The sequence below is a fragment of the Pseudomonas sp. GW456-E7 genome, assembly GCF_059424105.1.
On sequence record NZ_JBWKZB010000001.1, the window covers coordinates 273,639 to 294,776 of the forward strand.

Sequence of the window (21,138 nt, forward strand, 5' to 3'; positions counted from 1 at the left end):
GGGTTCAAATCCAGCCATCAAGGTGATGTAACAGTGTCTGAATTGCATGGAAGCCATTCACAGCAAACCATTGAAACCACAGGCGTCGAACACCAGGGCGTGCATTACCGTCGCGTAGTCGACGGGATACCGGGCGCCCTGAAAAATGCCCCGCTTGCAAGGCTCAAATCCCTCGAAACCCTGAAGCCGGCGTTGCCCGAGTGGTACAGCGGCGCACGGGCCATTGACCGCCAATACCTGAAGCAGTTGATCGAGGAGCGCTGGCGTGTGCAGGGCGTACTGGACAAAACCCTGGGCAGCTTGCAACACGACATTGAGGCCTTCGCCGAACCACTGGTCAGTGAGATGTTGCAGGCGAATTTCAGCTCCGTTGAACGCGTCGACGAACTCAGCGTGCAGCTCGAGGTGCCCAGTACGATCATATTCGGCATCGACACCGGCGCCAGTCGCGTCCGCCAGTCCACCTTGCTGGAGGCGGCACTGCACAACTTCGAGGAAGCTGAAACCGTCGAAGGGGCGTTCCGAAACAGCTCCGGTATTTACCGTAAGGACAGCCGGGGCAGTCTCAGCCTGGAGCCGGCGATTGCCCTGCCGGATTTTGCCGCCTTGTGCCGCAGGGTGGACATCGGCGGGCAATACCAGCGGCACATCAAGTCCATCCTGTTGCCCGATACCCCGCAAGCACAGCGAACCTTGCAACAAGACTCGGTGGCCAGTGAACAGGCGGCCTTTCATGTGGCCGCACTGATTGCCCGATTGAAGGGCGATATCAGTGACCATGCCTACGTCAAACTGGGCCAGGTGCGTGAGGGGCAGGCAAACGTCACGCTGTACGACCGGCCGTTGCATGCTCATCGCTTGTCGCTGATGGGTTTTCGGTTGACCGGCATCGTGTTGTTCAGCGCGGTCAGCGAGCCATCGCAAATAAAGCGCGACATTGAAGCGCTGACGCCGGCGCTGTTGAGATTCTGGATCGACTGGTCGCACCGCGTCCCTGTTCTTCCGGGCCGGGAATACGATCAATTCAAACTGCTGCAAGCCTTCTTCGCCAATGGGCCGCAGGGGTTGAGCGATGAACTGTTGCGCCGCGACGATATCTATCAACAGAGTCGTGTAAGCGGTCCGTTGATCGCCTATGTGCCCGATGATCCTGACCATCCGTTGAAGGAGTATCCCTCACTGACCGCGTTCATGAAGGCGCTCCTGGGTCAGTTGAGAAATACGGATTACCAGGCCTTTTTCAGCCGGTTTGTGGCGCAGAAGGACAAGGGGCTGTTTTTCGCCCGGGTCAAAGAGCGTCTCACCACCTATACCTGGCATGAGCGCGAACCGCTGGACATGGGCCCGTGGTGGCGTGAAACGGCGGTCGAAAATCCCGATGCGGAACCGGTGACCAACCAGATCCGCGATGAGCTGTGGGTCACGCTTTTTCTGGAGCGCCGTGACAAGGCCATCGCCGATGCCCGGCTGATCGCCGTACCGACCGGCGACGAGGATGCCAACGCCCGCTTCAAGCGCCTGACCGGTTACCTGTCGATCGGTTGGAATGTTTTCAATTTCGCCGCAATGCTGGTGCCGGGGCTGGGGGAAGCCATGCTTGGCATCATGGTCGCGCAAATGCTCGCCGAGGTTGCCGAAGGCGTCGAGGACTGGAGCAAGGGTGACAAGGAACAGGCTTCGGCGTACTTCAACGGGGTCTTGATCAACTTCGCGCAATTGGCACTGATGGGCGCCGGACATGTGTTGCCCGGCCCCGTTGTCGCACCGATCAAGGTGTCTCCGTTTGTCGAGGGGCTCAAACCAGTGGAAGTCGGCGGCAAGGAGCGGTTGTGGAACCCTGACCTTGTGCCCTATGAGCAATCGATCACATTGCCCGATGGGGCGAAGGCTGGTGACACTGGGCTGTACCGTTATCAAGAGCAAGACCTGCTACGCCTCGATGACAAATGCTATGCCGTCAGGCAAGACCCGGAAACCGGCCAGCATCGGCTGCAACACCCGACTCGCGCCGATGCCTATCAGCCGCTGTTGGAGCACAACGGTGCCGGCAGCTGGAAGACCGAACTCGATCAACCGCTCGAATGGGATCGGCGTGTAGTGCTCAGGCGTCTGGGCGCTTCGGTGGAGGGGCTTTCCGATGAGACCCTGGAGCAGGTTTTGACTGCCAGCGGCGTACATGAAAACACCTTGCGCCGGCTCCATGTCGAGCATGAAACTCCGCCCGCGTCATTGGTCGATACCCTCAAGCGCTTCAAGGCCCATGCCGATGCCGAAGCCGGTGTGCAACAGATTCTGGCCCATCGGATCAGTAACGATTGGGCGGATTACTCGCTTCGACTCATGACGGAATTGCGCGGCTGGCCCGGCGACAAGGCCATTGAAGTCTTCCAGGGACCGGGCCTGACCGGTGTATCGATCAAGGAAGGCTACGCCAATGCGTCAGCGACCAATACCTTGCAGATGACCTGGTCTGAACTGCTTGCGGGTGAGTTGCCTGAACGAGTGGTCGGTTTCCTTGACGAAACAGCGCTACGCGAACTGCTTGGAGAAGGGTATTCCGGTGAACAAGCAAAACGTGTCCAGGCACTTTGTGATCAATGGGCGGCGCTGGCGCGTCAGCGCAAAAGTCAGTTGTTCGACCTGTTGTACAAGCGCCGGAGTCGGTCGGACGATCCGTTGGTGAAGATGCTCATGGATGATGGGGCTGATATCTCTGTCAGTCAGGCGCAGGCGTTGCTGAGTGAAGCGCATCCCTCGGATGTGCAGCATTTGAACGAAAAAAAACGTGTTCCGTTGAGACTGGCTCAACAAGCTCGGGAGGCAGCGGAACAACTGCGTGTGACACGGGCATATGAAGGCCTGTACCTCGACGCACTGCACAATCGCGATACCGCACGCCTGGAGCTGCACTCGCTGGCCGCATTGCCGGGCTGGCCGGCGGATCTGCGTCTGGAAATCCGTGAGTATTCATTCACGGGATCACTGACCGACAGTCTCGGTCCCGTCGACGCGACGACCCGCAAAGTGCTGGTCCTGGGTGAGGATGGCCAATACGAGGCACGGGACGGCAACGATCAACATCTGCACGGTGCGGACAATCTGTACGCGGCGGTGCTGCATGCCTTGCCCGACTCCGAGCGCACAGCGCTTGGCTTTGAAATTCACGAGTCTTCACGTCTTGAGCAAGCGGTCAGGGCGCAGCCGCTGGATCGATCCCGGCTCGAGCCGATTCTGCGGGACCACCCGATCACCAGGCCGGCTTACGACCCGAGCGTCATGCGCTTGCGTGGCGGCATGCGTGGCTATGCCCGACAAGCACCGCAAGGCGTAGGCCTGCGACGACGGGCTCATGCACTGTATCCGGATTTTACCTCGGAGGAAGTCGAGACACTGCTGGCGGGTTTCGGTCAGGGCGAAGGGGCGGTGCATGCACGGCTGACCGTGCTGGAGGCCGAGTTCAACCAATTGAACCGTGCCCTGCAACGCTGGATGAATTCGCCGACGCAATCCGCTCGTTTTACCCCGGCGGGCGTGGCGGAGTGGCATGCGCGAAACAACATCTACAAAGCGCTCAGGCAATGCTGGCAGCGCACCGGGCCGGAGGGCATCGAGGCTTACGGGGTTGTGCGGCCGCAGGCGTTGAGTCTGGACAACATTCCCAGGCTGAGCCGACTGCTGGAAACCCTGCCGAGGCTGGAGGCCAACTTCGATCATGTCACCAGCCTGAGTCTGCGCGGTGGGCAGTTGCGTTCCGGGAACCTGTCGTTCCTCGAGCCGTTCCATCAGGTGCGCTACCTCAACCTGCAAGACAATCTGCTGACGGCTGTTCCGCCGGTACTGAAGGACATGCGTCATCTCACCGACCTGTTCCTCAACGACAACCGCATCGAGCTGGATCTAGTGGCAGTTGATCGCCTGAAGAATCTGACACGTCTGAGGTCGTTGGCGTTGCGCGGCAACCCGCTGAAGCTCATTCCCGATGTCAGCCGGATGCCGCATTTGCAGGTGTTGGTATTGAGCGATGCCGGACTGGACAGTTGGCCTGTCGGTTTGTTTTCCCAATCGCGGCCACGCAGTATCTTCATTGAGTTGAGCCGCAATCCGATCAGCCGGATACCGCAGGTCGCGCCCGGATCGTTTCGCGCCGAGCTGCTGGCCCGCACGGTGATCAGCCGGGAGCCGCACTGGATATCGCCGGAAAATCTCGACACCCTCAGGTTGTACATCGAGTCGGTCGGCATGGACCCGGACCGCCCATACCCACCCCGAGGCTTGCTCGACAGCGCGGATTGGTGGATGGGCATGACCGAGTGGCAATGGCAGGAAAAACAGGAGATCTGGAACGAGGTCGAAGACGAGTTTGGTTCGGTGCCGTTTTTCAATGAACTGCGCAAGCTCACCCAGTCCGCCGACTTCAAGGCCGGCGGTGACTATCAGACGGAACTGACGACCAAGGTCTGGCGCATGCTCGAAGCCATGGCCCGCGACACTGAACTGCGAAGCAAACTGTTCAACGAGGCGGCAACGCCCACCGAGTGCGTGGATGGCGGCACGCAACTGTTCAATGCCATGGGCGTGCAGGTGCTGGTGCACGAAGCCTACGCCCTGGTGCGTGCGGACCTGATCGAGGCGCAATTGCTGGAACTGGCCCTGGGCAAGTCCCGGCTCGATGAGCTGGGTGCCATTGCCCGTCAGCGGGTGTCTGCGCGGTTGGCTAACGGCGAAGGGTTCCGTCGCTACGACGCCAATGGCGATGTGATCGGCACTATCGATGAAGTGGAAGTGCACCTGGCCTACATGACCGATCTGGCGGAGCGTCTGGATTTGCCGTGGCAGGCGCGGGGCATGCAGTTTCGCAACATCGCCGGTGTGAGCAAGGAAATGACCGAAGCAGCGTTCCAGCGGATCAAGGCGCTGGAGGAAGGTGATCTGCTGAGTGATCGCCTCTTCGAGCAACCGCTCTGGCGAACCTGGCTGGAGACGACTTACCGCGAGGAATTGAACGGCTTGAAGCGCAGGATCGACGCCACTATCGATTTGCAGGATGCGTTGCAGCGCAGGGCCGAAGGTACGCGGCTCACCGCCGAGGGAAAGGCGGCGGTGGAGGCGGAAATCAAGGGGTTGTGCAGTGAGTTGGGCAAAAGTGAAACTGACTTTGCGAACGGCAAGCTGATGACTGACGAGGAATATGTTCAAGCCTTGGATGACATCGATCTGCAGATTACGCAGTTGCTGAAAAAACTGACACGGGAAGCGATGATTCGGGCCAAGCTGGATCGGTTGCGGATTGAATCCGTTCAGTAATCACGGAAAAACAAAGGCCTCGACACAGGGTGTGCGAGGCCTTTGCTCGTGTCGTGGTTGCCGGTTCAGAACAGGAAGTAACGCTGGGCCATCGGCAACGTCTCAGCCGGTTCACACCACAGCAAAACCCCATCGGCCTTGACCTGATAGGTCTGCGGATCGACGTCGATTTTCGGCAGGTAGTCGTTGTGGATCAGGTCGGTTTTCTGCACGTCGCGGCAACCTTTGACCACCGCGATTTTCTTCTTCAAACCCAGTGCTTCGGGCAAGCCTGCCTCCTGCGCCGCCTGACTGATGAAGGTCAGGCTGGTGGCGTGCAGCGATCCGCCGAAGCTGGCGAACATCGGGCGGTAGTGCACCGGTTGCGGTGTCGGGATCGAGGCATTGGCGTCGCCCATCAGGCTGGCCGCGATAGCGCCGCCCTTGAGAATCAGCGTCGGTTTCACGCCGAAAAACGCCGGACGCCAGAGCACCAGGTCCGCCCATTTGCCCACTTCGACCGAACCCACTTCATGGCTGATGCCGTGGGTGATCGCCGGGTTGATGGTGTACTTGGCGATGTAGCGTTTGGCGCGGAAGTTGTCGTTGCCGGCGCCATCACCGGGCAGCGGCCCGCGTTGTTTTTTCATCTTGTCGGCGGTCTGCCAGGTGCGGGTGATGACCTCACCGACCCGCCCCATGGCCTGGCTGTCGGAGCTGATCATCGAGAACGCACCGAGGTCGTGGAGGATGTCTTCGGCGGCAATCGTTTCGCGGCGAATGCGGCTTTCGGCGAAGGCCACATCCTCGGCAATGCTCGGGTCGAGGTGATGGCAGACCATCAGCATGTCGAGGTGTTCGTCGATGGTGTTGCGGGTGAACGGCCGGGTCGGGTTGGTCGAACTCGGCAGCACGTTGGTAAAACCACAGGCCTTGATGATGTCCGGTGCGTGACCGCCACCGGCACCTTCGGTGTGATAGGTGTGAATGGTGCGGCCCTTGAAGGCGGCGAGGGTGGTCTCGACGAAACCGGATTCGTTGAGGGTGTCGGTGTGGATCGCCACCTGCACGTCGAACCGGTCGGCCACGCTCAGGCAGTTGTCGATGCTCGCGGGCGTGGTGCCCCAGTCCTCATGCAACTTGAGGCCGATGGCACCGGCCTTGACCTGTTCGATCAACGGCTCCGGCAAGCTGGCGTTGCCCTTGCCGGTGAGGCCGATGTTCATCGGGAAGGCATCGGCAGCCTGAAGCATGCGCGCCAGGTGCCACGGCCCGGAGGTGCAGGTGGTCGCATTGGTGCCGGTAGCCGGGCCGGTGCCGCCACCGATCATGGTGGTGACACCGCTCATCAATGCCTCTTCGATCTGCTGCGGGCAGATGAAGTGGATGTGGGTGTCGATGCCGCCGGCGGTAAGGATCATGCCTTCGCCGGCGATGACTTCGGTGCTGGCGCCAATGGCGATGTTGACGTTGGGCTGGATGTCCGGGTTGCCGGCCTTGCCGATCGCCGCGATGCGCCCGTCCTTGAGACCGACGTCTGCCTTGACGATACCCCAGTGATCGATGATCAGTGCGTTGGTGATCAAGGTGTCGACCACGTCGGCGGCCAGCAACTGGCTCTGACCCTGGCCGTCACGAATGACTTTACCGCCACCGAATTTCACTTCTTCGCCGTAGGTGGTGAAGTCCTGTTCCACTTCGATCCACAACTCGGTATCGGCCAGGCGCACCTTGTCACCGATAGTGGGACCGAACATGTCGGCGTAGGCTTGTCTTGAGATTTTCATGCGCTTGCCTTGGGATTCAATTGTGTTTGAGACTGTTCGCTTCGCTCACAGATTCGCGAGCAAGCCCGCTCCCACAGTTGCCCACATTCCAACCGGAGGAACTCGGTCGAATGTGGGAGCGGGCTTGCTCGCGAAGGGGCCGGTGCAGACATCGCATCAATCAAAGATCACCCATGATCCTGCCGGCAAACCCGAACACCCGACGATGCCCCGCCAGATCCACCAACTCCACCTCGCGACTCTGCCCCGGTTCGAAACGCACCGCCGTGCCGGCCGGGATGTTCAGGCGCATGCCACGACTGGCGGCACGGTCGAACGCCAGGGCGTCGTTGGTTTCGAAAAAATGATAATGCGAGCCGACCTGGATCGGCCGGTCACCCCTGTTGGCAACCTTCAGGCTGATCGTGCGGCGGCCGACGTTGAGTTCGATGTCGCCGGGCTGGATCTGGTATTCACCGGGAATCATCAATGGGCTCCCTGAAGAATCTTGTAGTAGAGGGCGGTCGGCTTGTAGCGGCCGCTCGGGTCGCAGGCGTAGTCGGGGATTTCACCGGCGCGGGTATAGCCCAGCGATTGATAGAAGGCTTCGGCGGGCGAGCCGGCCTCGGTGTCGAGGTACAGCATGCCGCGCTTGTGCTGCAGGGCCGCCGCCTCCAGAGCGTTCATCAGTTGCTGGCCCAGACCGCGACGCCGGGCATGTTCACGCACCAGCAGCTTTTGCACTTCGGCGCGGTTCAGGCCGTTGGCTTTCTGGCACAAACCCAACTGCACGCTGGCCTGCACCTGTTCGTCCTTGACCACCACCCACAGCAACAGATTGCCCTTGTTCAGGTTGTCCTGGACCTCATCGAAATAGGCGTGGGCCTGGGTCGCATCGAGGCCAGCCATGAAGCCGACACTGGCCCCGTAGCCGACGGCATCGAGCAGCAGGTCGATCAGGCCCTGACGATAGTGCGCAAAGCTTTCAACGTTGACGCGTCGCAGTTGGGCGGCGTTCATCGGGCATTACTCCTGGTTGACACTCGGCGGTTGCGCGCCGGGGTTGAGGGTCAGTTGCATGAACGTCAGGTCCAGCCAGCGGCCGAATTTGGTGCCGACCTGAGGCATTTGCCCGGTGGTGATGAAACCGATGCGCTCATGCAAACGAATGGAGGCGGCGTTACCACTTTCGATGGCGGCGACCATCACGTGCTTGCCGCAGCCTTTGGCGCGCTCGACCAGTGCTTCCATCAGTTGTGGGCCGAGGCCGTTGCCTCGTTGGTCGCTGCGCACGTAGACCGAATGCTCGACGGTGTGGCGGAAACCGTCGAAAGGTCGCCAGTCGCCGAATGAGGCATAGCCCAGTACCGAGTTTTCACCGTCGACGATCACCAGAATCGGGTAAGCCTGGGATTGCCGGGCGCTGAACCAGGCCTGGCGATTGCCGAGGTCGACCGCCTGTTCATTCCAGATCGCCGTGGTGTTGAGCACGGCGTCGTTGTAGATGTCGCAGATGGCCGGCAAGTCGGCAGGCACGGCATCGCGGATGTGGTAAGTCATGGCGCGGCCTCAGGCGATGGGTTGGTGGACGGTGACCAGTTTGGTGCCGTCGGGGAAGGTGGCCTCGACCTGGATTTCCGGGATCATTTCCGGGATACCTTCCATCACTTGTTCGCGGGTCAGCAGGGTGGTGCCGAAGTGCATCAGGTCGGCCACGCTCTGGCCGTCACGGGCGCCTTCGAGCAGGGCCGCGGAGATGTAGGCCATGGCTTCCGGGTAATTGAGTTTCACGCCGCGCGCCAAACGCCGCTCGGCCACCAGGCCCGCGGTGAAGATCAGCAGCTTGTCTTTTTCGCGTGGGGTCAGGTCCATCGTAGACATCCATCTGGGCAGATTAAAAAGTTCGGATCTATGAATACAATCCCTGTGGGAGCGGGCTTGCTCGCGAATGCGGAGTGTCATTCAACATCAATGTTGACTGGCCCACCGCATTCGCGAGCAAGCCCGCTCCCACATTCGATCGCATTTCAGGTGCTCCATATTCTGGGTGATACGGCCTCGCGACCCAGAAGGGCGGGGCGTAACAACTTCCAAAGTTCAATCAACCATCCCCGCGCCAACAACGCCTCACTCGCCAGGCACCGTGCAACCAGCAACCCGGGCAACTGGGTCAAATCCCCGCGCACGTCGTTGGGCAGCAAGCGGCATTTCTCCAGCAGTTCGCTATCGATCTCACCCGTCACCAACAAGGTGGCAAACACCGGTTGACCATCCAGTCCGATGGGTGAATCAAGTAAACCGTCCGCTCCGACAATGCGCTGACGTTCATGCCAGAGCAACAGGCCGTCGCGGCGCACATCCAGTCGTGCCTGGAAATGCCCAAGGTCGAAGCGCTCGCCACTGGCCGGACGGCCCAGGGCCACGACGTCCCAGTAGAACAGACGCGCATCGCCTTCAAGGTCGATGGAGGTGCTGAGTTCAGCCTGGGCCGCACTGAAAATGATCGTCTCCTGGGGCAGCCACTCCAGTGTCGCACCGGCCGCCACCTTCAGATTCAGCTGCTGATAGGCGGGACCCGCGGCGCGATACCACTTGGCCGCACCGGGGCTGGTGATTTGCGCCCAGGCATTGCCCTCGACGCTGGCCGAAATCTCCAGTCGATCCCCGCCGGCAATTCCGCCGGGTGGGTGGACGATGATGTGCTGGCAGACTTCCGGCCCTTCGGCATACAGGTGTTTTTGTACCCGCAGCGGACCTTTGTGCCGACGCTGGACCGGGCGTGTGGTGTTGTCGAATCGGGCGTAGCCCAGTTCCAGTTCGGCGTGCCAACTGGGGGTAAACAAAACGCCTGAAGCCGGAAGATTCATAGTCAATGCTTGTCGAGAGGTCGTCAGGATGTTTGCAAAGGCTGTGCCGCAAGGCATTGCAGGCAGGAGGTGGCTGTTTAGTGTTGTGATGCACCAAAAGCGTGCGCAGCCGCAAATTCGGCGCGACAAATTGGTGCCGTGTCAAAAGAAGCGGACCGTGACGCCTCAGATGGTAACGAGCCCACGCACGCCCTCGGCTTCCATATTTTCACCACGCCCCTGTTGCACGATCTCACCCCGGGACATCACCAGGTATTGGTCGGCCAGTTCGGCGGCGAAATCGTAGAACTGCTCCACCAGCAGAATGGCCATGTCGCCCCGGGCCGCGAGCTTTTTGATCACGGCACCGATCTCCTTGATCACCGATGGCTGGATGCCTTCGGTGGGCTCGTCGAGGATCAGCAGGCGAGGGCGGCTGGCCAGCGCGCGGCCGATGGCCAATTGCTGTTGCTGGCCGCCGGACAGATCGCCCCCTCGGCGTTGTTTCATTTGCAGCAGTACCGGGAACAACTCGTAAATGAACGCTGGCACTTCCTTCGCTTCGCCACCGGGAAAACGCGACAGGCCCATCAGCAGGTTTTCCTCGACGGTCAGGCGGCCGAAGATCTCCCGGCCCTGGGGTACGTAGGCAATGCCGGCATGCACGCGCTGGTGCGGCTTGAGCGCAGTGATGGGTTTGCCCTCCCAGTTCACCGCGCCTTCCCTGGCCGGGAGCAGGCCCATCAGGCATTTGAGCAGGGTGGTCTTGCCCACGCCGTTGCGCCCGAGCAGGCAGGTGACTTCGCCGACCTTCACGTCAAACGTCAGGCCGCGCAGGATGTGGCTTCCGCCATAGTACTGGTGCAGTTTTTCGACTTGTAGCATTCTCAAATACTCCTCAGTTCCCCTGTGGGAGCGGGCTTGCTCGCGAATGCGGACTGACATTCAACATTTTCATCGACGGACACACTGCTTTCGCGAGCAAGCCCGCTCCCACATTTGGATGGCATTCACATGCCTATCGACCGAGGTAGACCTCGATCACCCGTTCGTTGTCCTGCACCTGCTCCAGTGAGCCCTCGGCCAGCACGCTGCCCTGATGCAACACGGTGACGTGGTCGGCAATCGAGCCGACGAAGCCCATGTCGTGTTCCACCACCATCAGCGAATGCTTGCCGGCCAGGCGCTTGAACAGCTCGGCGGTGAATTCGGTTTCGGCGTCGGTCATGCCCGCCACCGGTTCATCGAGCAGCAGCAATTGCGGGTCCTGCATCAGCAGCATGCCGATCTCGAGGAACTGCTTCTGGCCGTGGGACAACAGGCCGGCCGGGCGATTGACCGAGCTGGTCAAGCGAATGGTCTCCAGCACTTCGGCGATACGGTCTTTCTGCTCGCCGCTCAAGCGCGCCCGCAGGCTGGCCCACACCGACTTGTCGGTTTTCTGCGCCAGTTCCAGGTTCTCGAACACGCTCAAGGCTTCGAACACCGTCGGCTTCTGGAACTTGCGGCCGATGCCGGCCTGGGCGATCTGCACTTCGCTCATCTGCGTCAGGTCCAGGGTTTCGCCGAACCAGGCCTTGCCGTGGCCGGGACGGGTCTTGCCGGTGATCACATCCATCAGCGTGGTCTTGCCCGCGCCATTGGGACCGATGATGCAGCGCAGTTCGCCGACGCCGATGTACAGGTTCAACTCGTTCAGCGCCTTGAAGCCGTCGAAGCTGACGCTGATGTCTTCCAGGGTCAGGATGGTGCCGTGGCGCGTATTCAGGCCTTTGCCGGCGCGCTGGCCGAGACCGATGGCGTCACGGCTGCTGCCGGCGTCCTTGTTGGGCTCTACGGGGAAAAACGCCGGCTCGAGCATGAATTCAGCGGTTGCCGTGACTCTCATGATTCACCTCTTTTCTTCAGCAGACCGATCACGCCTTTGGGCAGGTACAGGGTCACGACGATGAACAGTGCGCCGAGGAAGAACAGCCAGTACTCGGGGAAGGCCACGGTGAACCAGCTCTTCATGCCGTTGACCACGCCGGCACCGAGCAACGGACCGATCAGCGTGCCGCGCCCGCCGAGGGCGACCCATACGGCGGCTTCGATCGAGTTGGTCGGCGACATCTCGCTCGGGTTGATGATGCCGACTTGCGGCACGTACAGCGCACCGGCCAGGCCACACAACACCGCGCTCAACACCCAGACAAACAACTTGAACCCGCGCGGATCGTAGCCGCAGAACATCAGGCGGTTCTCCGCATCGCGCAGTGCGGTCAGTACCCGGCCGAACTTGCTCTGCGCCAGGCGCCAGCCGATGTACAGGCTCGCCACCAGCAACAGCACCGTGGCGAAAAACAGCACCGCGCGGGTGCCCGGTTCGGTGATGCCAAAGCCGAGAATGGTGCGGAAGTTGGTGAAGCCGTTGTTGCCGCCAAAACCGGTTTCGTTGCGGAAGAACAGCAACATGCCGGCGAAGGTCAGGGCCTGGGTCATGATCGAGAAATACACGCCCTTGATCCGCGAACGGAAGGCGAAGAAACCGAACACCAGCGCCAGCAACCCCGGCGCCAATACCACCAGGCACAGGGTCCAGAGGAAGCTGCTGGTGCCGGTCCAGAACCACGGCATTTCAGTCCACGACAGGAAGGTCATGAACGCCGGCAAACCATCACCCGAGGCCTGGCGCATCAGGTACATGCCCATGGCATAGCCGCCGAGGGCGAAGAACAAACCGTGCCCCAGGGACAGCAGGCCGGCATAGCCCCAGACCAGATCGAGCGCCAGGGCGACGATGGCGTAGCAGAGAATCTTGCCCACCAACGTCAGCGTATAAGCTGAAACATGCAGCGTGCTGTCCACCGGCAACAGCGACAGCAGCGGTAACGCCAGCAGCACAATGAGGATCACTGCGCCGATGGCAATCGAGACTTTGGGGCCGGCTTTTTGGGTCGCGGTAACGAGCAGGGGCTGGTTCATCAGTCGATCACCCGTCCTTTGAGTGCGAAGAGGCCTTGCGGACGTTTCTGGATGAACAGAATGATCAGCGCGAGGATGAGGATCTTGCCGAGCACCGCACCGATCTGCGGTTCGAGAATCTTGTTGGCTATCCCTAAGCCGAAAGCCGCCAGCACGCTACCGGCCAACTGGCCGACACCACCGAGCACCACCACCAGGAACGAGTCGATGATGTAGCTCTGGCCGAGGTCCGGACCGACGTTGCCGATCTGGCTCAGGGCCACGCCACCGAGGCCGGCGATGCCCGAGCCAAGACCGAAGGCGAGCATGTCCACGCGCCCGGTGGGCACGCCGCAGCAGGCGGCCATGTTGCGATTCTGGGTGACCGCTCGCACGTTCAGGCCCAGGCGCGTCTTGTTCAGCAGCAGCCAGGTCAGCACCACCACAAACAGCGCAAAGGCAATGATGACGATGCGGTTGTAGGGTAGTACGAGATTGGGCAGCACCTGAATCCCGCCCGACAGCCAGGCCGGGTTGGCCACTTCGACGTTCTGCGCGCCGAACAGCAACCGAACGAGCTGAATCAGCATCAGGCTGATGCCCCAGGTGGCGAGCAGGGTTTCCAGCGGGCGACCATAGAGGTGGCGAATCACCGTGCGCTCCAGCGCCATGCCGATGGCGGCGGTGACGAAAAATGCCACGGGTAGCGCGATCAATGGATAGAACTCGATGGCCTGCGGAGCGAAGCGCTGGAACATCAGTTGCACCACATAGGTCGAGTAGGCGCCGAGCATCAGCATCTCGCCGTGGGCCATGTTGATCACGCCGAGCAGGCCGAAGGTGATCGCAAGGCCCAATGCCGCGAGCAGCAGGATCGAACCGAGGGACATGCCGCTAAACGCCTGGCCCAGCATCTCGCCGACCAGCAGTTTGCGTTTGACCTGGGCGAGGCTGGTTTCAGCGGCGGTGCGCACCATCGCATCGGTTTCAACGCCCGGCTCCAGCAGGCTTTCGAGGCGGGGGCGGGCCAGCGGATCGCCGGTTTCACCGAGCAGGCGCACGGCAGCGAGGCGCACGACCGGATCGCTGTCGACCAGTTGCAGATTGGCCAGGGCCAGGCTGAGGGCGGCGTGGACGCCTTCATCCGTTTCGCCCGCCAGTTGCCGGTCGAGGAATTTCAACTGCGCCGGTTTGGCGCTCTTCTGCAATTGCTGCGCGGCGGCCAGACGGATTTTGGCGTCGGCGGCGAGCAACTGATGACTGGCCAGGGCCGAGTCGATCAGACCCCGCAGGCGGTTGTTCAGGCGCAGGGTTTTCGGTTGCCCGTCGATGGTCAGTTCGCCTTGCTGCAGGGCATTGATCAATTCGATACGGGCCGGATCGGGCTGCGCGGCCCAGGCTTCCAGAAGTTTGGCTTGCTGCACGGGATTGGCGGCGACGAAGTCTTCGGCGTCATCGGCGTGGGTGGTCATCGGCAACAAGAGCACGATGGCGAGGAGGAAGCGGTAGAGGGCAGTGGGCATATGCTTGGCCTTGCGCGGACTAAATGTGGGAGCGGGCTTGCTCGCGAATACGGTGTGTCAGTCACATAGATGTTGGATGTGTCGCCGTCTTCGCGAGCAAGCCCGCTCCCACAGGGAGTTGTGTTGGGCCTGAACAATCGTCAGGCCCAATGGCTTAGTTGCTCTTCACCGCATACTCCGGCTTCTTGTCGTTGCCCTGGATGAACGGGCTCCACGGTTGGGCGCGGATAGGTCCTTCGGTCTGCCACACCACGTTGAACTGACCGTCAGACTGGATCTCACCGATCATCACCGGCTTGTGCAGGTGGTGATTGGTCTTGTCCATGGTCAGCGTGTAACCGGACGGTGCGGCAAAGGTCTGGCCGGCCAGGGCTTCGCGTACTTTGTCGACGTCGGTGGATTTGGCTTTTTCGGCGGCTTGCGCCCACATGTGGATGCCGACATAGGTGGCTTCCATCGGGTCGTTGGTCACCGCTTTGTCGGCGCCCGGCAGGTTGTGTTTTTTGGCGTAGGCTTTCCAGTCGTCGACGAACTTCTTGTTCACCGGGTTCTCGACCGATTCGAAGTAGTTCCACGCGGCGAGGTTGCCCACCAGTGGCTTGGTGTCGATGCCGCGCAGTTCTTCTTCGCCGACCGAGAACGCCACGACCGGAACGTCGGTGGCTTTCAGGCCCTGGTTGGCCAGCTCTTTGTAGAACGGCACGTTGGAGTCGCCGTTGACGGTGGAGATGACGGCGGTCTTGCCGCCCGCCGAGAACTTCTTGATGTTGGCGACGATGGTCTGGTAGTCGCTGTGACCGAAGGGGGTGTAGACCTCTTCGATGTCCTTGTCGGCCACACCTTTGGAGTGCAGGAACGAACGCAGGATCTTGTTGGTGGTGCGCGGGTAGACGTAGTCGGTGCCGAGCAGGAAGTAGCGCTTGGCGCTGCCGCCTTCTTCGCTCATCAGGTATTCAACGGCAGGGATCGCCTGCTGGTTTGGCGCGGCGCCGGTGTAGAACACGTTCGGCGACATTTCTTCGCCTTCGTACTGCACCGGGTAGAACAGCAGGCCATTGAGCTCTTCGAACACCGGCAGTACCGATTTGCGCGACACCGAAGTCCAGCAACCGAACACCACGGCAACCTTGTTCTGGGTCAGCAACTGACGGCCCTTTTCGGCGAACAGCGGCCAGTTCGACGCCGGGTCGACCACCACCGGTTCCAGCATCTTGCCGTTCACGCCGCCCTTGGCGTTGATCTCGTCGATGGTCATCAGCGCCATGTCTTTCAACGACGTTTCGGAGATCGCCATGGTCCCGGACAACGAATGCAGAATACCGACCTTGATGGTCTCGGCGGCCTGGACGGTCCAGGTCATGCCCATTGCGGCAATGGATGCCGAGAGAGTGAAAGCCTTGATCAAACTGCGACGCTTCATTGTGCGATCTCCATGAACTTATGAGTTTTCTTGGTTGGCAGATGCGGACTACTGAAGGGTCTTTAGCAAGGGCTGTGCCCGGTCGGAGAAAGGTACGGGAATGGCGTTTTAGAGCGGTTGTGCGGATTGATGGCGCACCAGAAATGGACGCGGCAGGCGTATTGGTGCGAGGAGTTGCGCCAGATTGGGGCGGGCAGCATCGATCAATTGTGGGAGCGGGCTTGCTCGCGAAAGCGTCAGGTCAGTCGATTGCAGTGTCGACTGATCCACTGCTTTCGCGAGCAAGCCCGCTCCCACAAAGTCAGTGGTGCATTCGCTCAGCTTTTAATGCATGTTTCAAAACCATGTCCGCCACCTTTGTACTCCGGGCCGTAATAGTACTTGGTGAATGAAGTTTTCCCGTCAGGCGTGGACGCGATGTTCGCTATCCCGACACCGTAGTCCTTGAACGACGGATCCGTATGGGCAAAGTAAATCGCCAGGGAACTCGAGTTGGCGGCGGCAAACCCGTCATACCGGGAGTTGTCGAGCAACGTCAGGGTAAAACCGTAGGCGCCATGTTCGCCGGTACTTTGTTCGGCATTGAGCTTCATGTCGACAACACCTTCAAACGCACCGTCATGGCTGTCCATTCCGCTACATTGATATCGGCCGCTGTAGTCAACGCCAGTAAAGGGGGGCTTGGCTGCCCATGCAGGCGATGAGACAAGTGCGATGGATATGATGATTTTTTTGAACATGGTTACCTCTTTCCGCTCTTGTAGGAGTTGTGACGATTAAGGTGTAGGAATAATCGTCATTGAAGTGCGCGAGTATTTTTTATTATTCAACTCGCGGGAGCGGAGTATGAGCGTGGTTATGGATTTGTTAAGTGCTAACTCAATACGAGGTTTTTCCAGGCATAGATGCATTTTTGAATGTTGTTTTAATTAAACATGGCGTTAACGACGTCGCATCAAACCGATGAAGAACAACCCGCCAATCGCCGCCGTGGCCACACCAATAGGCAAGTCCTCCGGAGCAATCATCGTCCGGGCAGCGACGTCGACCCAGACCAGAAACACGCTGCCGAGCAACACGCACACCGGCAGCACTCTTCGGTGTTCAGCCCCGACCAGACGCCGCGCGATGTGCGGCACCATCAGCCCGACAAAGCCGATCGAGCCGCTGATCGACACCAGCACCCCGGTCATCAGCGATGCAATCAGAAATACCCGCAGGCGCACGGTGCGCGCATTCAGGCCCAGGGTCACTGCCGTCTGCTCACCGGCCATCAGCGCATTCAACGGTCGCGCCATGCCCAGCAGCAAAACCAGCCCGAACAACACACTGGCGGTCGGTACCGCCAGCAATTCCCAGCGCGCCAGCCCGAGTCCGCCGAGCATCCAGAACATCACCGCCGAACTGGCTCGATGGTCGCCGAGGAACAGCAACAAATTGGCGATCGCCATCATCACGAACGACACCGCCACGCCGCACAACAGCAGACGGTCACTGTCGAGGCGACCGTGGCGGCTGGCAATCATCAGCACCACCAGCATGCTCAGCAATGCACCGATGAAGGCTGCGATCGGCAAGGTCAGCAGGCCAACGATCTCTCCGACATGCAACACTACGATCACCGCGCCCAACGTCGCGCCGGACGTGACGCCGAGTAGATGCGGGTCAGCCAGGGGGTTGCGCGTCACCGCTTGCAGCACCGCGCCGATCAGTGCCAGCCCGGCGCCCACCAACGCACCGAGCAGCATGCGCGGGACACGGATCAGCCAGACGATATGCTCCTGCCCGGGGCTCCAGTCCGGCACACCGAAGCCGAACAGCTTGTGCAGCAGGATGCGCCACACCACGTCCAGCGGTACCCGCGCCGGGCCGAAACCCAGGGACACTACGCACGACACCAGCAACAGGGCACCGAGGACGATCAGCAACAGGGCGTAGCGACGGTTGATCATTCGCCGTGGAAACCCTTGGCCAGGGTAGCGACCGCCAGCACGTTATCGATCCCCGGCGTGGCCTGCACGTACGGGATGATGATGAAGCGCCGGTGCCTGATCGCGTCCACCGATTGCAGGGCCTTGTTGGCCAGCAGGAACTGAATCTTCTGTTCGGCGGTGATTTCGCTGTAGTCGACGATCACGATCACCTGCGGATTGTGTTCGACCACGCTTTCCCAGTTGACCCGGGTCCAGCTTGCGTCGACATCCTCCAGGATGTTGCGCCCGCCAGCGGCGTCGATCAGCGCTTGCGGCATGCCCAGGCGGCCTGAAGTCATGGCCCGGTCTTCGCCGCTGTCGTACAGGAAGACCCGCGGTCTTTGCGCGGGCAGGGTTTTGCGAATGTCTGCCACTTGCGCCTGCATGTGGGCGACCAGGGCGTTGGCGCGGTCCTGCACGTCGAAGATCCTGCCGAGGTTGCGCAGGTCGTTGTAGGTGTCTTCGAGGCTGGCCGGTGGGCGCTTCATCACGAAGGCGCAGGATTCGCTCAGCTCATACACATTGATGCCCAGCGGCTGCAGGGTTTGCGGAGTGAGATCGCCGCCGACGCGCATGCCGTAGTCCCAACCGGCGAAGAGGAAATCGACGTTGGCATCGAGCAGGGTTTCCACTGACGGGTACTTGGCCGCCAGCTCCGGCAGGCCGTCGAGCAGCGACTGCATGTCGGGTGTCACCGCCTTCCAGCCACTGACGCCGCTGTAGCCGGCCATCCGTGGCTTGAGACCGAGGGCGAGCATCATCTGGGTCATGTTGATGTCGTGGCTGAGGGCGTGTTGCGGTGCTTGCGTGAAGGTCACTTCGCGGTTGCAGCTTTTGACTGTCAGCGGGTAATGGGTGGCTTCGGCCAAGGCCTGGGCGCTGCCCGACAGCATCACGAGGCAGAGGCCGGAGCGCAGCAGGGAACGCAAATTCATGGTTGGGTTATCCAGGTGATTCGTGGGTAGCCGTGCAGCGGATGGTCATCAATAAGCGCTTCGACGCCAAACACATTGCGCAGCAGGGCAGCGGTGAGCACCTCTTGCGGCGTGCCGCTGGCGACGATGCGGCCATGGTTGATCACGTACAGGCGATCACAAAAAGCCGCCGCCAGGTTGAGGTCGTGGATGCTCGCCAGGGTGCCGATGTTCAAGCGCCTGACCAACTTCAACAGCTCAAGCTGATAGCGAGGGTCGAGGTGGTTGGTCGGCTCGTCGAGGATCAGCAGTTGCGGTTGCTGGGCCAGGGCGCGGGCGAGGATTACCCGCTGTTTTTCACCGCCTGAGAGGGTGGCGAACTCATGGTCATCGAAGCCCTTGAGGCCGACGGACTCCAGCGCCTGATGAATGAGTATCGAGTCCTCGAGCGTGTCACCATCGAACAGGCCTTTGTGCGGCGTGCGGCCCATGGCGACCACTTCCTCGACGGTCAGGCCGAAGGCGTCGGGGAACTCCTGCAAGACCACGGCGATGCGTTGCGCACACCAGCGTGAAGACTGTTTCCAGACATTCTGGTGATCGAGCCTGACCTCGCCGTGCTCCGGTTTACTGAAGCGCCAGGCACAACGCAACAGGCTGGTCTTGCCACTGCCATTGGGGCCGATCAACCCGACGAACTCACCGGCGGCGACGTGCACGGAGGCATCACGCAGCTGGAATTGGTGATGGCAATGGCCGTGGCCCAGTGGGGACCAGGTGAGGTTGGTGAGGTGCAGCGAGGTCATGCCGTTACTCTTGAGGTGAAGCTGATGGCCTCTTCGCGAGCAAGCCCGCTCCCACAGGAATTGCGTGAATCCTGTGGGAGCGGGCTTGCTCGCGAAGAGGCCCGAAAGGACACCCTGAATGCAAGAGGGTGACGCGCGGGGGGAGTTTACAGCCCCTTGCGCCCCGCGCATCTCAGCTGTTTCATGATCAAGATGAGGCGCTCTCAGTCTGCCGGGTAAAACGCGACAGCAGCACACGATCCAGCACCCACACCACCACCAGCGAAGCGCCCACCAACGGGAAGGCCACCGCGAGGGCGAACATGATCACCATGGCGGTTTTCCATTTCGGCAGGTCGTGACGCAGCGGCGGTACGCCGAGTTTTCCTTGCGGACGACGCTTCCACCAGATCACCACGCCGCTGACTGCGCTGAGCAGGATCATCAGGCAGATCAGCAACACGATGATCTGATTGAGCGTGCCGAACATCTTGCCTTCGTGCAACATCACGCCGATTTCCGTGGCGCGGGCGACGGCGCCATATTGCTCGTAACGCACATCGGCAAGGACCTTGCCGGTGTACTGGTCGATGTGCAAGGTGGCGTCATTGCGCGGGTCATCGGCGGACACCGCGATGGTGAACACACCGGTAGCGGTCGTTGGCAAGGTGATGCTGTAGCCCGGTTCGACCTTGCTTTGGGTGGCGATGTTTTGCACGTCCTGCAGGCTGATGGTCGGTGCGGCCGGACCGGCTTGCGCGCCATCGTGGGCCATGTGTTCGGCGTGGCCGCCGGACATTGGCATCGGCGTGTTTTCCATGGCCCAGGGCACGGTCTGGCGCGTGGCGCTGTTGAGGCTGCGCGCCTCGACGTCGGACTTCGGTACGTTGTCCCACATTGCCGCCGGAAAGACGTTCCACACGGCCGCGTATTGCTGGCCCCAGAAGCCGGTCCAGGTCATCCCGCTGAGCAGCATCACCAGCAACAGGGAGGCGCCCCAGAACCCGGTGACGGCATGCAAGTCCCGCCAAAGCACCCGCCCGCGACTGCTCAGGCGTGGCCACAGAATGCCGGCGGCCTGACCGCGCGGCCACCACAGGAATATCCCGGAAACCACCAGCACCACACCCCAGCCGGCCGCCAGTTCGATCAGCCGATCACCGACGGTGCCGATCATCAGCTCGCCGTGAATCGCGCGCGCAATGGCTTGCAGGTTCTTCTTGGCGTCTTGCTCGCCGAGGATGTCGCCTTGGTACGGATCGACAAAAACGTTCAGCTCGTTGCCACCGTTGAGCACGACAAACTGGGCGCTGCGTTCGGCATTGACCGGTGGCAGGTACTGTTTGATCGTTGCCTGGGGATACGCATCTTTTACCCGCTTGAGCAGGTCGTCGGCCGGGACGGTGTGATGACCGGCCGGCACGTTGAGCAGGCTGCTGTACATCAGCGAATCGAGTTGCGGCTTGAACAGGTAAATGGTGCCGGTCAGGGCCAGCATCACCATGAATGGCGCAACGAACAATCCGGCATAGAAATGCCAGCGCCAGGCCAGGTTGTAGAAGTTCACTTTGGGCTGTTTCATCACGTGTGCTCCGCTTGGCTGGATCTTTTAGTTGTTTGTTTTGCGGTTGCTGCGCAACCGATCGCGGGCAAGCCCGCTCCCACAGAGGGAGCGGGGCCCTCAA

General features: G+C 61.0%; 17 protein-coding genes. 1 reads left to right on the plus strand and 16 read right to left on the minus strand.

Annotated elements, in window-relative coordinates:
• Positions 1-33 precede the first annotated feature (33 nt).
• Positions 34-5,304, plus strand: a complete 5,271-nt coding sequence (locus AC07YV_RS01195) for an NEL-type E3 ubiquitin ligase domain-containing protein (protein ID WP_102700433.1) — start codon at positions 34-36, stop codon at positions 5,302-5,304.
• A gap of 65 nt (positions 5,305-5,369) precedes the next feature.
• Here the strand turns inward: AC07YV_RS01195 and ureC are convergent, their stop codons facing one another.
• From ureC to AC07YV_RS01275, 16 genes are all read right to left on the minus strand, one after another.
• Complete coding sequence (gene ureC, locus AC07YV_RS01200; RefSeq protein ID WP_102700434.1) at positions 5,370-7,070, minus strand: urease subunit alpha; 1,701 nt, start codon at positions 7,068-7,070, stop codon at positions 5,370-5,372.
• A gap of 160 nt (positions 7,071-7,230) precedes the next feature.
• Complete coding sequence (locus tag AC07YV_RS01205; RefSeq protein WP_102700435.1) at positions 7,231-7,536, minus strand: urease subunit beta; 306 nt, start codon at positions 7,534-7,536, stop codon at positions 7,231-7,233.
• Positions 7,536-8,069 (minus strand): GNAT family N-acetyltransferase, encoded by a 534-nt coding sequence (locus AC07YV_RS01210; protein WP_102700436.1) that lies wholly within the window; start codon positions 8,067-8,069, stop codon positions 7,536-7,538. The genes AC07YV_RS01205 and AC07YV_RS01210 overlap by 1 nt, the downstream gene beginning before the upstream one ends.
• Before the next feature lie 6 nt (positions 8,070-8,075).
• The gene (locus tag AC07YV_RS01215; protein ID WP_102700437.1) at positions 8,076-8,609 is read right to left on the minus strand and encodes a GNAT family N-acetyltransferase; all 534 of its coding nucleotides are present in this window, start codon (positions 8,607-8,609) and stop codon (positions 8,076-8,078) included.
• A 9-nt stretch (positions 8,610-8,618) separates the two neighbouring features.
• Positions 8,619-8,921 (minus strand): urease subunit gamma, encoded by a 303-nt coding sequence (locus AC07YV_RS01220; protein WP_007979647.1) that lies wholly within the window; start codon positions 8,919-8,921, stop codon positions 8,619-8,621.
• A 155-nt stretch (positions 8,922-9,076) separates the two neighbouring features.
• The gene (locus tag AC07YV_RS01225) at positions 9,077-9,916 is read right to left on the minus strand and encodes an urease accessory protein UreD (RefSeq protein WP_102700438.1); all 840 of its coding nucleotides are present in this window, start codon (positions 9,914-9,916) and stop codon (positions 9,077-9,079) included.
• 165 nt (positions 9,917-10,081) lie between these two features.
• Entirely contained in the window at positions 10,082-10,780 is a 699-nt protein-coding gene (gene urtE, locus AC07YV_RS01230; protein WP_102700439.1) for an urea ABC transporter ATP-binding subunit UrtE, read from the minus strand.
• A gap of 133 nt (positions 10,781-10,913) precedes the next feature.
• Complete coding sequence (gene urtD / locus AC07YV_RS01235) at positions 10,914-11,783, minus strand: urea ABC transporter ATP-binding protein UrtD (protein ID WP_102700440.1); 870 nt, start codon at positions 11,781-11,783, stop codon at positions 10,914-10,916.
• A complete protein-coding gene (urtC, locus tag AC07YV_RS01240; protein ID WP_102700441.1) occupies positions 11,780-12,859 on the minus strand; it encodes an urea ABC transporter permease subunit UrtC in 1,080 nt (359 codons plus the stop codon). Before urtC ends, urtD begins: the two co-directional genes overlap by 4 nt.
• Positions 12,859-14,361 carry an urea ABC transporter permease subunit UrtB gene (gene urtB / locus AC07YV_RS01245; protein WP_102700442.1) on the minus strand — a complete coding sequence of 501 codons (1,503 nt, stop codon included), beginning with the start codon at positions 14,359-14,361 and terminating at the stop codon, positions 12,859-12,861. Before urtB ends, urtC begins: the two co-directional genes overlap by 1 nt.
• A 154-nt stretch (positions 14,362-14,515) precedes the next feature.
• Positions 14,516-15,781, minus strand: a complete 1,266-nt coding sequence (gene urtA / locus AC07YV_RS01250) for an urea ABC transporter substrate-binding protein (protein ID WP_102700443.1) — start codon at positions 15,779-15,781, stop codon at positions 14,516-14,518.
• Between the two features lie 317 nt (positions 15,782-16,098).
• Complete coding sequence (locus AC07YV_RS01255; protein WP_102700445.1) at positions 16,099-16,521, minus strand: hypothetical protein; 423 nt, start codon at positions 16,519-16,521, stop codon at positions 16,099-16,101.
• A gap of 201 nt (positions 16,522-16,722) precedes the next feature.
• The gene (locus tag AC07YV_RS01260) at positions 16,723-17,733 is read right to left on the minus strand and encodes a FecCD family ABC transporter permease (protein ID WP_102700446.1); all 1,011 of its coding nucleotides are present in this window, start codon (positions 17,731-17,733) and stop codon (positions 16,723-16,725) included.
• Positions 17,730-18,689, minus strand: a complete 960-nt coding sequence (locus AC07YV_RS01265) for an ABC transporter substrate-binding protein (RefSeq protein ID WP_102700447.1) — start codon at positions 18,687-18,689, stop codon at positions 17,730-17,732. Before AC07YV_RS01265 ends, AC07YV_RS01260 begins: the two co-directional genes overlap by 4 nt.
• The gene (locus AC07YV_RS01270; protein WP_102700448.1) at positions 18,686-19,474 is read right to left on the minus strand and encodes an ABC transporter ATP-binding protein; all 789 of its coding nucleotides are present in this window, start codon (positions 19,472-19,474) and stop codon (positions 18,686-18,688) included. Before AC07YV_RS01270 ends, AC07YV_RS01265 begins: the two co-directional genes overlap by 4 nt.
• Positions 19,475-19,661: 187 nt before the next feature.
• Positions 19,662-21,035 (minus strand): PepSY-associated TM helix domain-containing protein, encoded by a 1,374-nt coding sequence (locus AC07YV_RS01275; protein ID WP_102700449.1) that lies wholly within the window; start codon positions 21,033-21,035, stop codon positions 19,662-19,664.
• Positions 21,036-21,138: the final 103 nt, after the last annotated feature.

Bases quoted from the DNA above. Each gene is read 5' to 3' on its own strand.
- ureC (WP_102700434.1), bottom strand. From the start codon at position 7,070: ATGAAAATCTCAAGACAAGCCTACGCCGACATGTTCGGTCCCACTATC.
- AC07YV_RS01205 (WP_102700435.1), bottom strand. From the start codon at position 7,536: ATGATTCCCGGTGAATACCAGATCCAGCCCGGCGACATCGAACTCAAC.
- AC07YV_RS01210 (WP_102700436.1), bottom strand. From the start codon at position 8,069: ATGAACGCCGCCCAACTGCGACGCGTCAACGTTGAAAGCTTTGCGCAC.
- AC07YV_RS01215 (WP_102700437.1), bottom strand. From the start codon at position 8,609: ATGACTTACCACATCCGCGATGCCGTGCCTGCCGACTTGCCGGCCATC.
- AC07YV_RS01220 (WP_007979647.1), bottom strand. From the start codon at position 8,921: ATGGACCTGACCCCACGCGAAAAAGACAAGCTGCTGATCTTCACCGCG.
- AC07YV_RS01225 (WP_102700438.1), bottom strand. From the start codon at position 9,916: ATGAATCTTCCGGCTTCAGGCGTTTTGTTTACCCCCAGTTGGCACGCC.
- urtE (WP_102700439.1), bottom strand. From the start codon at position 10,780: ATGCTACAAGTCGAAAAACTGCACCAGTACTATGGCGGAAGCCACATC.
- urtD (WP_102700440.1), bottom strand. From the start codon at position 11,783: ATGAGAGTCACGGCAACCGCTGAATTCATGCTCGAGCCGGCGTTTTTC.
- urtC (WP_102700441.1), bottom strand. From the start codon at position 12,859: ATGAACCAGCCCCTGCTCGTTACCGCGACCCAAAAAGCCGGCCCCAAA.
- urtB (WP_102700442.1), bottom strand. From the start codon at position 14,361: ATGCCCACTGCCCTCTACCGCTTCCTCCTCGCCATCGTGCTCTTGTTG.
- urtA (WP_102700443.1), bottom strand. From the start codon at position 15,781: ATGAAGCGTCGCAGTTTGATCAAGGCTTTCACTCTCTCGGCATCCATT.
- AC07YV_RS01255 (WP_102700445.1), bottom strand. From the start codon at position 16,521: ATGTTCAAAAAAATCATCATATCCATCGCACTTGTCTCATCGCCTGCA.
- AC07YV_RS01260 (WP_102700446.1), bottom strand. From the start codon at position 17,733: ATGATCAACCGTCGCTACGCCCTGTTGCTGATCGTCCTCGGTGCCCTG.
- AC07YV_RS01265 (WP_102700447.1), bottom strand. From the start codon at position 18,689: ATGAATTTGCGTTCCCTGCTGCGCTCCGGCCTCTGCCTCGTGATGCTG.
- AC07YV_RS01270 (WP_102700448.1), bottom strand. From the start codon at position 19,474: ATGACCTCGCTGCACCTCACCAACCTCACCTGGTCCCCACTGGGCCAC.
- AC07YV_RS01275 (WP_102700449.1), bottom strand. From the start codon at position 21,035: ATGAAACAGCCCAAAGTGAACTTCTACAACCTGGCCTGGCGCTGGCAT.